The sequence below is a fragment of the Limnobaculum eriocheiris genome, from assembly GCF_021010575.1.
GTDB lineage: Bacteria > Pseudomonadota > Gammaproteobacteria > Enterobacterales > Enterobacteriaceae > Limnobaculum > Limnobaculum eriocheiris.
This window is the reverse complement of the sequence record NZ_JAJNAG010000063.1, coordinates 1-13035: the sequence shown is the minus strand read 5'-3', so window position 1 is coordinate 13035 and position 13035 is coordinate 1. Positions and strand designations below refer to the sequence as shown.

Here is a 13035-nt window from a genome sequence, read left to right as displayed (position 1 = left end):
TGCGAACCCATCTTAAACGGTTGACCCGCAAGACTATCTGCTTCTCAAAGTCAGAAGAAATGCACGATAAGATCATCGGATGGTATCTGACGATCAATCATTACCACTAAATCTGCGTCACGACCAAAAAATCCATGAAATATTAGAGCTAATAATTAACAAAGAATATTTAAGAGTAAAACATAATAAATAAATTCATTAAACCTATACCATAACCAAAAGACCTTTCTCAGGCCTTTAAATATCGAAACTGTATCGTAACCCCATCCCAAATACTTTCAGACATAAATCATAAAAGTGACGTTACCCACCTAACCGTGGTGTAGCGTCACTTTTATGCTGATTGATAAGAAATTTCCTGTGTAACTAAGGTAATACATCATTCAGCCATTCCCTCTTATGTCTAGGAGATAACACTATGACGCATCTTGCATCTCGCTTCCATGCATCTCACTCGGTACGCCGTGACCGGGCACTAACCAATGATGAATTAGCCCGTTATGTTCCCAGCATCTTTTCTGAAGAAAAGCACCATTCCCGTAGTGATCGTTATACCTATATCCCAACAATTACCCTGCTGGATAAACTTCGTCACGAAGGATTTCATCCTTTCTTTGCCTGCCAGACCCGCGTCCGGGATTTGGACAAGCGGGACCATACTAAGCATATGTTACGTCTGCGCAGAGAAGGACAAATTGCCGGAAAAGAAGTGCCGGAGATCATCTTATTGAACAGTCATGATGGTTCCAGCAGTTACCAGATGATACCAGGCCTGTTTCGCTTTGTTTGCAGTAATGGACTGGTCTGTGGTGACAGCTTTGGTGAAGTCCGGGTTCCCCATAAAGGCGATGTGGTTGACCAGGTTATTGAAGGTGCTTATGAAGTATTAGGAATTTTTGATAAGGTTACTGAGCAACGCGAAACTATGTTAGGTACAACATTATCCCTACCTGCTCAACAAGCCTTCGCTCACGCAGCACTAACTTATCGTTTTGGTGAAGAGCATCAACCCATTACTGAAAACCAGTTACTTATACCCAGACGTTGGGAAGATAAGAAAGACGATCTCTGGTCAACCTATCAGCGAGTACAAGAAAACCTGTCAAAAGGTGGTATCCGAGGCATCGCCGCTAATGGTAAGCGCACGCACACCCGGGCGGTAAAAAGTATTGATGGAGATATCAAACTAAATAAGGCGCTCTGGGTGTTAGCTGAGGAGATGCTACGACTCGCTTAATAACAGTCTCATTCCACTCTCTTTTTATTGCTCTATACACCAGTCCTACTCTCACCATGATGTTTTAGTCCTATACACACTAACTCAGGAAAATATAACGATGAATGACAATACATTCACGCTGTCCCATATCCAAAATGTATTGGACTGGGCCTATGATAAAGCTTTAAACGGCATAGCCGGTTTAGATTCAGCTCGGGAACTGGCTGATTCCTATTTATCAGAAAGTGATAATCTGCTCGACAATGTTAACGCACTTATTCGCTGGCAAAATGCCAAAGCAGGAGCCAGCGGTTTTTTGACAGGTTTAGGTGGAATGATAACGCTACCTGTCGCTATTCCAGCCAACATCTCCAGCATTATATTTATTCAAGTCAGAATGGCCGCAGCCATTGCGTATATGGGAGGACACGATCCCAGAGACGAGAAAGTCAAAACATTCATTTACTTATGTCTGTGTGGAAATGTCGCTAAAGACATACTGAAAGGAATTGGTATTAAGATAACCGGGACCGTTTTGAACAAACTTTCCGCAGAAATGGTTAATAGTATCAGCCGGTCAGTTAGTACCCGCTTATTATCTCAACTGGGGCAACGAAGCAGTGTGAATCTGGTTAAATTTATTCCCTTTGCAGGAGGCTTGGTTGGCGGTCTGTTTGACAGTGTTTCTACCAATATCGTCGGTAATATAGCCAGGGATATCTTTATTCAATCAGAGATAAATCTCATGATAATTCAAAATAAATGAATCCGATATATCAACATCTTTAACTCCTCAGTCTATAGAAACAGGCTCACCAGCAATGGTTAAGCCTGTTTTTGTTATTTTATTTCCACCGATTATTGAGAGTACGACTATGCAAGATAAAGTACGCGAAAAACGCATCATCAATATGGCATTACAACTATTAGAAAAGCAGATAAAAGTCAGGCCTTACTCTTTTACTTCATCAACCCAGACCAGAGACTATCTGCGCTTACAGTTGGAACGATTAGAAAAAGAAGTATTTATGGTTTTATACCTGGATAATCAGCATCGTCTTATTTCCAGTGATATAACAGCCATCGGTACCATTAGTGAAGCATCAGTGTATCCCAGAGAAATTGTTAAAGAATCGCTCACGTTCAATGCCGCTGCCGTTATCCTTGCACATAATCATCCCTCAGGGGTTGCAGAGCCTAGTCAGGCAGATCGTGCACTTACTAACAAACTGAAAGAGATTTTATCGCTGGTCGAAATAAAATTATTAGACCATTTTGTCGTTGGCCATGGAGAACTGGTATCGTTTGCCGAACGGGGCTGGTTATAGTTCAAACCACCCTCGACTTCCCCAATCCTAGACCAGACCCACACACCCTCTCCTCTATTTCACTACTATTTACCAACAATAACATGGAGATTTTCCTATGCTGACATTCCCTGCGCCAAAAACTGGCGCATTTCATTTTAAATTATTACACGATATCGTTCAGGAAGACTGGTTCACGCTGTGTCATCTGGTCACCCGCGCCCATCGACAGGTCCGCCTGAATCCCGAAAGCACAGGCATTACCCCTCTCCCCGTTATCTGCAATGGTGCCGGTATCACGCCACTGCGTTACGATGATAGCCTGATAGGACTCGGCGTTATCGTCTTTAACGGGGAGCATCACCATCAACTCAGCAGCGATACCTTTATCTTGAACCGACATCGCCATCCTTACGACCGGGGATATTGTCATACCCATGGTCACCCCTACCGTTTTATGGTCATGGCGGTATTACTGCTCGCCCAACACACCTGTCCAAATGTCTGGAAAATCACGTCTGATGTCAGTGGTGCTGAATGGCAACATGTCGCTGACTGGTTGTACACTGAACTTGCGATAGGGATAACGCTTCCCACCGAAATATTAGCAGGAGTAACACAATGAATCTGACTACGCGTCTACTGTCACTAAAATCACTGGAGAATGTTGATTTGATACACACTGTCTGGGTCACTGAATCGGCGTTTAACGATTTAACAACGTTGGGTAGCGAAGGTATTTTCTACCCAGTAACGAAAAGTTCAGCAAACGCGGAGTTCGTCATACTGGACCTTGAGTTTATCCGTGACCACCAGTTGGATTTTGATAAACCTGCTTTTACTGAATGGTGTCGAACACACTTATCCCTAAACATGGTTGCGTTGCAACCACTATCCTATTTGTTTGTAATCGGGACAGATGAAGTCTAAAACGATTTACTAAACAAATAAATCGCTAGTCGTAGTCAGTGCATATCGTTTGCTGAAAGAGGATGGCTTTGAAATATTCCCTAGCTACTGTCCTTACTAACATTTCTAGTTCCCGTTCATTTTCTTACCATAGCCCACTATTTTTGATGAAGACATGCAATTTTAACCACAGCTAATAATAGACTAAAATTGGGTTTGAGGTTGGCAATGTGCTCAACTTGCCGACCTGAAATACATATTTTTTACTTATTCAATAGTAAGGTAGTATCGGACAACTGTAGTGATATTGTTGTACAATCATCTAAAGCTACAAAATCTATGAGCATGAACTTTTCCATATTTGTTGCTTTCGAAAAGACATTGGGAACATCTCGTTTAACCATTCATAATTAGGGGCCTCTTTGGGGGCCTTAAATCTAAAGGTATAAACATTTTCCTTTCTTATCAGTTACAAAGAAATCACTTGACCTTCCCGTTGCTGGAAGGTTTAAACTTCATTACAGCTAAGAAAAGCCAATTACGGTAGAAAAATCTGAGCAAGTAATCAGGAGTCTATTATGCAACACACTACTATTCTGCAACTGACCGGTTTGTCCTGTATGGGCTGTGCCGGTAGAGTCAAAAAAGCACTGGACGCCCTGCCCGGCGTGCAATCCAGCGATGTAAACGTTACTCAGGCTAAAGTGGTTAGTGAACTGTCGGATGCTGAACTCATTGCCGCCGTTGAACAGGCTGGCTATCAGGCTGAAACCGCCAAACCTGACGTGACCTTAGCGCTGTCAGGTCTCTCATGCGGCCACTGTACCGGCGCAACCACTAAAGCCCTGGAAGCGGTTGATGGCGTGCTGGCAGCGGATGTTACCCTAGACAAAGCCGAAATCTATGGTACTGCAGAACCTTCAGTGTTAATTGAAGCCGTTAAACAAGCTGGCTATGAAGCCAGCCTGAGTACCGGTACCGTTCACCCAAAAACTGAGCCGCTGTCAATATCAGAAAAGCCGGGGCCAATGACAGCGGCGGAAAATAACCATCCGGCAGAGACATTACCAACAGTAGCGACCGATGATAGCGATGACAGTGTACAGCTACTACTTAGCGGTATGAGCTGTGCCAGCTGCGTGAACAAAGTTCAAAAAGCACTGGAAAGCGTTCCCGGCGTTGAGCAGGCCCGGGTCAATCTGGCGGAACGCAGCGCAATGGTCTTTGGTCAACCACAACAGGCAGAACTCATCAGTGCGGTACAAAAAGCCGGTTATGGGGCAGAGATAATTCAGGATGAAGAGCAACGCCGTGCCCGTCAGCATGAAACCTCACAAAAAAGCATTCGTAAATACCGTTGGCAGTCCGCACTGGCGCTGGCATTAGGTGTTCCACTTATGCTGTGGGGCGTATTTGGCGGCACCATGATGGTGACCTCCGATAATCAACCTTACTGGATTGTTACCGGCCTGATCACTCTGGCGGTGATGATTGCCGCCGGGGGGCATTTCTATGTGAATGCCTGGCGTAGCCTGATGAACCGCAGCGCGACTATGGATACCCTGATTGCACTGGGTACCGGTGCCGCCTGGATTTACTCTATCAGCGTGGCTATCTGGCCACAGATTTTCCCAATGGCTGCCCGGCATATCTATTTTGAAGCCAGCGCCATGATTATCGGTTTGATCAATTTGGGTCATGCGCTGGAACAGCGGGCAAGACAACGCTCATCAAAAGCGCTGGAACGACTGCTGGACTTAACGCCACCAACCGCAAAAGTAGTGACCGAACAGGGTGAGAAAGTGATCCCGCTGTCTGAAGTTCAGGTGGGTATGTCAATTCGGCTGACCACCGGCGATCGAGTTCCGGTGGATGGTGAAGTGATACAGGGCGAGATCTGGCTGGATGAAGCCATGTTGACCGGCGAAGCCATGCCACAGCAAAAATCAGCACAGGATCGCGTGCATGCAGGAACCATAGTGCAGGACGGTAGCGCGCTGTTTCGCGCAGGTGCTATTGGTAACCAAACTACTCTGGCGCGTATTATCAAGTTGGTTCGTCAGGCACAAAGCAGTAAGCCTGAAATTGGCCGCATGGCTGACCGTATTTCCGCAGTATTTGTACCGGTAGTTGTTGCCATTGCATTAATCAGTGGATTGATTTGGTACCTGACAGGACCACAACCACAGCTGGTATATACCCTGGTGATAGTGACTACGATACTGATTATCGCCTGCCCTTGTGCACTGGGTCTGGCAACACCCATGTCGATTATTTCCGGCGTTGGCCGCGCGGCTGAATTGGGCGTACTGGTACGTGATGCCGATGCTCTGCAACAGGCAAGCGCTGTAGATACCGTCATTTTTGATAAAACCGGTACTCTGACTGAAGGTAAACCGCAGGTTACCGCTATCCATACCTTTAATCAGGCCACCGAAGCTCAGGTATTAGAATGGGCGGCAACATTAGAGCAAGGGGCCAGCCATCCATTGGCTCATGCGATTATAACCAAAGCGGAAGGAATCACTTTGCTGCAAGTCAGTGAGTTCCGTACCCTGCGAGGTTTAGGGGTTAGCGGATCCGTTGGTGAAACCGTGCTTCTGCTGGGTAACGATCGTTTAATGACAGAGCAACAGGTAGATATTAGCGCCGCCGCTGAAGCTATTCGTACTGAAGCAGAACGGGGAGCAACGCCGGTATTACTGGCAGCAAACGGTACATTAGTTGCGGTGTTCGCCATCCGCGATCCGTTAAGAAGCGATAGCATTCAGGCGCTACAGCGTTTGCATCAACAGGGTTATCAGTTGGTGATGCTAACCGGAGATAATCAGGTTACCGCCAATGCCATTGCTAAAGAGGCAGGCATTGATAAAGTTATCGCTGGTGTATTGCCTGACGGTAAGGCCGATGCCATTAAGCAACTACAACAGGCAGGACATAAAGTTGCCATGGTGGGCGATGGCATCAATGATGCTCCCGCACTGGCCTGTGCCGATGTAGGTATCGCCATGGGAGGCGGTAGCGATATCGCTATTGAAACTGCCGCAATTACCCTGATGCGCCATAGCCTGAGCGGCGTTGCCGATGCGCTGGAGCTGTCTAAGGCCACTTTGCGCAATATGAAGCAGAATCTGCTGGGGGCCTTTATTTATAATTCGCTGGGTATCCCTATTGCGGCCGGTGTGCTTTATCCGCTAACCGGCGCTTTACTCAGCCCGGTAGTGGCGGGAGCCGCCATGGCGTTGTCGTCCATTACCGTAGTCGGAAATGCCAATCGGTTATTGCGGTTTAAACCTAAAGGATAATTAAGCCAAAACCGGATTTGATCGTGAAAATGGAAAATATGCCCCAACCTGGTTAATCATGGTTGGGGCATATTAATATTCATCACAACACCTGTTTAGGAAATGATATTCCAACATGGTATTCATCGCAGATAAACCCTTCACTGGCTGGATTATCCTGCGTTTCCTCGCTTGACCAATACCGTAACGTCGGCTCTTCCCTTTCAATCATTCGACGAACGTCCGGGGTTAATGCACCTGACATATAAATCATCATCTCCACTTTTGATAAGCTCTCATACACTTCCTTAACGCGAATACCGGCCGAGATAGCAATCGTCAGTGCGTGACTTAAAGACGGGGAACTGATCATGATGATTTCCTGAGGTATGTTATTGAGTAAGTTTAGATGATTTTGGTTATTGGCGATAAGGAAATGGTGTGAAGGGAAGATGAGGTGTTGTTAGCAGGTAGTTACTGGCGCTGTCGCCATAGGCCACAACAGGCCGTTAAAGCAAAACAACCACTACCCCGTCATTACACCGTGGGATATATCCCCAACGGCGGCAAAACTCAACCCTGTCCGCAGCTTAAAATCAGCGGTAAATGGCTGGAAGAGTTCGGGTTTACGCCCGGACAGCCGGTCACTGTTACCTCTGAGCAGGGGCGAGTGGTGATTGAGGCGGCGGTTAATAACTAACGGTTAAAACTAAGCTCCCGACCAATGGCCGGGAGCTATCCATTAACAAGAGATTAATTGAATTGGAAAAATCACTGATTTCCCATTAATAAAATCCCATGTAAGTTTCACTAACATTTTTGAAATAGTTGGTTCGAAAGGCATTATTAACATAATAAAGTCATCAAGTTCATCTGTATATTCGAGGCCTCTTATTCCTTTATTATCAATTAGTTTAGCAGAAAAAAGCTCTACGTTCTCATTTACTCTAAACTCATAATTAATGACCTTCGTTACATCATCATAACGGAGAGATAATAAATAAATATTATGGTTTATAAACACTGTGTCCATTCCATACATCCTTAAAATCTTTAACAGTCATTGTATAGCTGGTTCCTTTAAATGGATCATGGATAAGAACATTTCCGATTTCATCTGTACCTTTTACAACAACCCAATGACCTACTTTATTACCAGAATCCCACATCATGGCACTCCAAGAACCTGTCTGATTAAGAGCACTAAAACTAGACACATCAACTGGATTACCCACCCATCCACTATCTACTTTATTTAATTTGTTTGCTAATGAGTTCATAGAAGTAAGTTCTGTACCTAACTCAACCTGAGATGTAAAAATACCTCTATCTTTCAACATCATCTCACCACAAGCAGCTCCGCACGCAGTAGGGCTCTCCTGTTTAACAACATTTGGATTAATTACCTCATCCAATACGTTCCAACTCCCACCCGCGCCACCTTTAAGTTCAACAGGCTTAACAACAATCTTACTTGGGGAACCTCCACCAGACATAGCCTTAGTTGGTATCAGCGCCCCAGACAATATCCCTGCTACACTCTCCAGAGCCTTCTGATCACCATTAGCCGCTTTTATGGCTGTCGCTTTGATCCCTTCCCACGCATCACCATTCATTATAGTGTTTAGAATATTTGCCGCGGCTGCATCCTTCTTAGCTAAATCGCTCTGCGCCTGGCTACAATAACCGCCTCCTGTCGCACACGTAGCCAATGCGGCTATCGCATCAAACACCGTATCACCACCGGCCAACGCTAAGTCACCGGCCTCACTGGCAAGAATTATCAAACCATTTGCAAGTTGAGAGGCGGTATTTTCACCCAACTTCTCACGTACCTGACCTTTCCAGTATTGGGCACTCTCTTTAACCGATTCCCGCGTATTATCCACACTTATCGAGTTATTCACCGCAGCGTTATACGCCGCCAAAGCTGCCGTCCCCACATCCGCCGTATTATCCGCCACTAAACCAGCCGCCACTCCAGTCGCGATTGAAGTCATATTAGCAATAAACTGGCGCTGGGCTTCCGTCAGTTTTTTCGGATCGGTTTCGAAATACTCTTCCGCTATCGTCTTCGCTATCAGCTCACCACTGGCCGCACCCAACGCGCCGGACAGGCCATTATTCCCCGAACCTTCCGCCACCGCCAGACCCACAATCGCATGACCAATCACTTTCGCGAACAGGTTCGCATTATTCGGGTGTTCTTCGTCTATCGGGAAATTCTCATCCGCCAGCCGCTTCACACCCTAAGCCAGTAACGGGGCCGAAGCCGCCGCTGCGGCGTTCCCCGCACTACCGCCGCCCATCGCGACCGTCAGCGCAGCGCCAGCCGCCTGTATCGCACGCCCGACATTACTACCCGTGCCGTAGGTTTCCATCTGTCTTTCATAAGCAGCCTGATACACCACATCATACGTGGCCTTGTTCAACTGCTCCTGAGATGGGTTCGTGATATCCTGCTTTGCTAAATTCTCTCTGGCCTGCGCCTGAATAACGGGGTCTTTCGATGCAGCTTCCATACTGGCCTTCGCTTCATCCTGAGCGTTCTTCACCCCAATATTGGTGGCAATACTCGTCACCTGCGAAACAATCTGTCCCGCCAGATTAATCGCCTCCAGATTACGCATCTGCTCTTCGGCATTGAAGATTTTATCCAGCGGGTTCGCCGCGTTCTGGGTATCGTTGCTGAGTTTTGCGATATCCTGCTGCTGATTACTCTGGTCGCGGATGGTGATGTTGCCATCTGCTATCGCCGTAAGCAACCACGATAGGCGTCACCGGCACCCCCGGGAACCCAAACGGCGCACCGCCGCCCGAACCAATACTCATCGACACATGGCTGACGTCATAATCTGCCTTATTCTTAATATCACTCCAGCCTAACGTACCGGTGTCCAGACTGTTTTTATCCGGCGTAGCTTCAGACGCAATCACCGCACCGTCTAACTGGGTGTGTTTACCCACGGTAATGTCATAACCGCCTTTTCCGGCATAAATCCCGCTCTGCTCATTTACGCTGGCCCAGGTGCTGTCCATCTTGTCCATGGTGAAACCCAGACTGCCATCAAAGCCGGTGCCGTAGCTGCCTGCAATATTGAGTGAGTATTGCTCATAGCTGTAGTCATCGGTGTCCTGCAATGAACGCACCGTCAGGTCGCGACCCACGTCCATCATGACAGATTCCCCTTTCGCCAGTGCACCAATCAGGCGGGTATCCCGACCGCTGATAATGGTCAGATTATTACCGGCCTCTAACTGGCTCTCTGTCCAGTACAGACCGTCTGCATGCATATTGCCTTTGGAGAAGTTAGCATCCGCAAAGAAGCGCAGACCATTTTTACCCCCACCAACACCAAAGCTGACCCCGGCGTTACCGCCGTAGCTCTGGTTTTCACTGTCGGTTTTCTGGGTATTGGCCGCCGCCAGCAGGTTAACGTCCCGGTTGGCGTCCAGAGTCATATTGTTACCGGCATTCAGGGTGGAGCCTCTAATGGTGATATCGCCATCAGCGCCTTTTTCACCGTTGCCGGTAGCTGTCATGGACAGATTGTTACCTGCCGCAATGGTAGAACCCTGCGCTGCCCGAATTTTGGTATCGGTGGTGGATTCAGTACGCTGAGTACCGCCGGAAATGCTGATACCCACAAAGCCTTCACTGTCTTTGGGCAGGTCCATCATGCCCGCCTGAACGGCCTGCACCGCCGACAAGGCGGCCTTGATTTCCTGCAATGCTTTAATCTTACTGTCGTGAGTATCCTGCGCCTGTTTCGCTTCGGTCACGGCCGCATTTAGCGCACCGCCCACTGCACCGGACAACGCCACGGTCACCCCCGACTGGGTGCGCTCATATTTGTCGTGAATACGGGTCTGGTTATCCACCGACTCAACGGTGATGTTTTTACCCGTCAGATTGATATCCTGTTGGGCAATAACGTCAGAGCCTTTGATGGATAAGTCATTCCCGGCAACTAACGATACGCAGCCCTCAGTACTGCCAACGGTGCTGCCAAGATGGCTGGTCCGATGGGTGGTCTGGGTGGATTTTTCATCTATCTTGCCCTGAGTTACCCCTATTCCTCCGGTGCTCATGATGCCAGACTTAGTTTCACGCTCCATGTGCAGTTGATCGCTGGTTTCCTGTGCGCCGGTAATCGTCAGATTGTTGCCTGATTTCAACGCTATATCATGAGTTGCAGTAACCTGACTTCCCTGAACAAGCAAATCATTTCCAGCCTTCATCACAACGGTATCACCACTAAAATTACTGCTTTGAGCAGAGGTGGTATCTGAAGTCGAATGTTCTTCTTTGGTCGTTTTAGTCAACGAACCTCTGTAACTGGATTTCCTGTGGGTATCAATATAATCCGTAGATTGACCGGCAGTAATATTAATATCGTGACCCGCAGTGACTGCAAGTTGCCCGTCCGTCGTGACTTGTGCCGCACGTACATTGATATCATTTTTTGCCGCCAGAGTAATATTGCCATTCCCACTAATTTGGGTACCAACATCCTGCGAATGGCTCAAGGTATAGTAGTTATCTTTATTAAACTCTGCGTGCTGACTATTATCGACCGTCACCGTCTTCATATTCAGGTCATGACCGGCTTCCAACAAGGTACGACCATTCTGTCCCTGATTACCGACAAGCGCGGCCGTCAGATTAATATCATTCCCGGCAGAAAGCTGTAGCGTACCATTGTCATTATTAACTATTAGTCCTCCCATCCGATTGATATTAGTATGAGATGACTGATTCTTGCTGGTACCGTTCTCAGCATGATTCGTGGTGGTGATAACGTTAATATCGCGACCGGCTTTAAGCATCAGACCACCGCCACCCTGCATTAACCCGCCGATATTATTGATATCGTTACCCGCCATCAACGCCACGTTATTACCGCTGATACTACCGCCCATATTCTGAATATTCTGGGCCAGTACACTAAGCTTATCTCCCGCCAGAATGCGCCCCTGATTGATCATATCTCCCGTCAGTTGCAGACCAATCTGCTTACCAGCCAGTAAGGCACCATTGCTGTCAATATCTTGCGGTTTCACCATGGCATACACCTGCGGTACCAACACCGTCTGGACGCTGCCATCAGGCAGAGTCACATCCCGGCTAACCAGCCAGACGATATCTGAGGTCAGGGTGGCCATCTGTTCTTTGGTTAGCGCCACGCCCAGCGACAGGTTGTACTTCTCAGCAAACTCCACGCCGCTGTTCATCAGCGCCATATATTGCTCTTCGTCATTAGTGTAGCCATTTAAAAAACGCTGCCCGGTCAGGCTGATTATCTGATCGCTGATAAGCTGCTGCTCATAGTAACCATCCCCCAGACGTTTATGCATATGGCCAGGATCAGCCTTTAATTTGCTGGTCATATAGTCCGAACCCAACCAGCGTTTAAGCTGGGTAAACTGAGGGTCGGTTTCTACCAGATACAAACTGCCCACCGCCGGGTTGATTTTATACAGGCTGGCATTCGGCAATATCAAATTAAGACTGGGTGGACGAGTAACAATGCTGACCTCTTTTATACCGTCAGCACCCGCCAGCTGAATACTCACCCGCTCGATATTTATTGCGCCAATACCGCCACCCGGATTGCCTGTTTCCTGACGTCCGGCTATTGATGCCCCACTGCCACCAGGTTGAGTGTTACCTTGCGCTTCAGAAGGTGTGAGCATAATATCCTGCACCACTGGTGCAGGTGTGTAGGGAAGGTCGCGCCACTTTTGTCTGTCTCTACCACTACTGATTGGTTGTCTGTAATATTCTCTTTGATTACCAACATCGGTGATAATGCGCTGTCCGGCAGCTTCAACGTTATTGAGCTCAACCGCATCAATACTCAATATATTTCCGGCCACAATCTGACTTTTATCGTTCAGTACGTTATTCGCAGTGACAATAAGATTTCTGCCTGACAATATCTTTGCCGGGTCGGTTTCAGTAATTACCGTCTCTTCTGTTGTTCGTGTGTAGTCATAAAGATAATAATTATCAGTACCCCGGGGGTATTCATCCGACACCAGATGCGGTACTTCCCTGTCATAATCGATATAGATTTCATCAGGTGTATAAAATTTCTGGCCGCCACCAATCCGGTATTGCAGGATATGTTCCTGTGAAATTTGCCGAACTTCAGTCAAAAAGCGATCGTTAACATTATTAATCACCCCCATCGACAACCGTAAATCCCCCAGCGCCTCAATCGTTGCACTGTGGTTATTCAGCACATCCCCCATCCCGGTGGCATTGCCGTTTTCATCAAGCAGTCGACCGATGGACATATTCCCGCCGCTG

General features: G+C 47.4%; 12 protein-coding genes. 8 read left to right on the top strand and 4 right to left on the bottom strand.

The features are described from left to right. The 7 genes from LPW36_RS16585 to copA form a co-directional block, all read left to right on the top strand. Nucleotides 1–110 (top strand): IS1 family transposase (locus LPW36_RS16585; RefSeq protein WP_230608631.1); only part of this gene is annotated, 110 nt, incomplete at its 5' end. A 308-nt stretch (nt 111–418) separates the two neighbouring features. Beyond that, nucleotides 419–1237, top strand: coding sequence for a DUF932 domain-containing protein (locus LPW36_RS16580; RefSeq protein WP_230611608.1), 819 nt, complete (start codon nt 419–421; stop codon nt 1235–1237). Nucleotides 1238–1337: 100 nt separating this feature from the next. Beyond that, on the top strand, nt 1338–1985 hold the full coding sequence (locus tag LPW36_RS16575; RefSeq protein ID WP_230611606.1) for an EcsC family protein: 648 nt from the start codon (nt 1338–1340) through the stop codon (nt 1983–1985). A 55-nt stretch (nt 1986–2040) separates the two neighbouring features. Then, nucleotides 2041–2547, top strand: coding sequence for a RadC family protein (radC, locus tag LPW36_RS16570; RefSeq protein WP_230611604.1), 507 nt, complete (start codon nt 2041–2043; stop codon nt 2545–2547). Between the two features lie 97 nt (nt 2548–2644). Then, nucleotides 2645–3151 carry a hypothetical protein gene (locus LPW36_RS16565; RefSeq protein WP_157953028.1) on the top strand — a complete coding sequence of 169 codons (507 nt, stop codon included), beginning with the start codon at nt 2645–2647 and terminating at the stop codon, nt 3149–3151. Further along, nucleotides 3148–3456 (top strand): hypothetical protein, encoded by a 309-nt coding sequence (locus LPW36_RS16560; RefSeq protein WP_108899986.1) that lies wholly within the window; start codon nt 3148–3150, stop codon nt 3454–3456. The genes LPW36_RS16565 and LPW36_RS16560 overlap by 4 nt, the downstream gene beginning before the upstream one ends. Nucleotides 3457–4013: 557 nt before the next feature. Beyond that, nucleotides 4014–6740, top strand: coding sequence for a copper-exporting P-type ATPase CopA (gene copA, locus LPW36_RS16555; protein WP_230611602.1), 2727 nt, complete (start codon nt 4014–4016; stop codon nt 6738–6740). An 82-nt stretch (nt 6741–6822) separates the two neighbouring features. Here copA and LPW36_RS16550 read toward each other — a convergent pair whose 3' ends face one another. Then, nucleotides 6823–7092 carry a hypothetical protein gene (locus LPW36_RS16550; RefSeq protein WP_230611600.1) on the bottom strand — a complete coding sequence of 90 codons (270 nt, stop codon included), beginning with the start codon at nt 7090–7092 and terminating at the stop codon, nt 6823–6825. Nucleotides 7093–7176: 84 nt separating this feature from the next. Here LPW36_RS16550 and LPW36_RS16545 point away from each other — a divergent pair, with 84 nt between their 5' ends. After that, nucleotides 7177–7419 carry a SymE family type I addiction module toxin gene (locus LPW36_RS16545; protein WP_230611598.1) on the top strand — a complete coding sequence of 81 codons (243 nt, stop codon included), beginning with the start codon at nt 7177–7179 and terminating at the stop codon, nt 7417–7419. A 307-nt stretch (nt 7420–7726) separates the two neighbouring features. Here LPW36_RS16545 and LPW36_RS16540 read toward each other — a convergent pair whose 3' ends face one another. The 3 genes from LPW36_RS16540 to LPW36_RS16530 are packed head-to-tail and all read right to left on the bottom strand — an operon-like array spanning nt 7727 to nt 13022. Next, nucleotides 7727–8965, bottom strand: a complete 1239-nt coding sequence (locus LPW36_RS16540; protein WP_230611596.1) for a VENN motif pre-toxin domain-containing protein — start codon at nt 8963–8965, stop codon at nt 7727–7729. 3 nt (nt 8966–8968) lie between these two features. Continuing rightward, entirely contained in the window at nt 8969–9484 is a 516-nt protein-coding gene (locus LPW36_RS16535; protein WP_230611593.1) for a hypothetical protein, read from the bottom strand. Then, a complete protein-coding gene (locus tag LPW36_RS16530) occupies nt 9435–13022 on the bottom strand; it encodes a hemagglutinin repeat-containing protein (protein WP_230611591.1) in 3588 nt (1195 codons plus the stop codon). Before LPW36_RS16530 ends, LPW36_RS16535 begins: the two co-directional genes overlap by 50 nt. Nucleotides 13023–13035: the final 13 nt, after the last annotated feature.

Excerpts from the sequence above, each read along its gene's own strand:
- LPW36_RS16580 (WP_230611608.1), top strand. The coding sequence starts at position 419 with ATGACGCATCTTGCATCTCGCTTCCATGCATCTCACTCGGTACGCCGT.
- LPW36_RS16575 (WP_230611606.1), top strand. The coding sequence starts at position 1,338 with ATGAATGACAATACATTCACGCTGTCCCATATCCAAAATGTATTGGAC.
- radC (WP_230611604.1), top strand. The coding sequence starts at position 2,041 with ATGGTTAAGCCTGTTTTTGTTATTTTATTTCCACCGATTATTGAGAGT.
- LPW36_RS16565 (WP_157953028.1), top strand. The coding sequence starts at position 2,645 with ATGCTGACATTCCCTGCGCCAAAAACTGGCGCATTTCATTTTAAATTA.
- LPW36_RS16560 (WP_108899986.1), top strand. The coding sequence starts at position 3,148 with ATGAATCTGACTACGCGTCTACTGTCACTAAAATCACTGGAGAATGTT.
- copA (WP_230611602.1), top strand. The coding sequence starts at position 4,014 with ATGCAACACACTACTATTCTGCAACTGACCGGTTTGTCCTGTATGGGC.
- LPW36_RS16550 (WP_230611600.1), bottom strand. The coding sequence starts at position 7,092 with ATGATCAGTTCCCCGTCTTTAAGTCACGCACTGACGATTGCTATCTCG.
- LPW36_RS16530 (WP_230611591.1), bottom strand. The coding sequence starts at position 13,022 with ATGTCCATCGGTCGACTGCTTGATGAAAACGGCAATGCCACCGGGATG.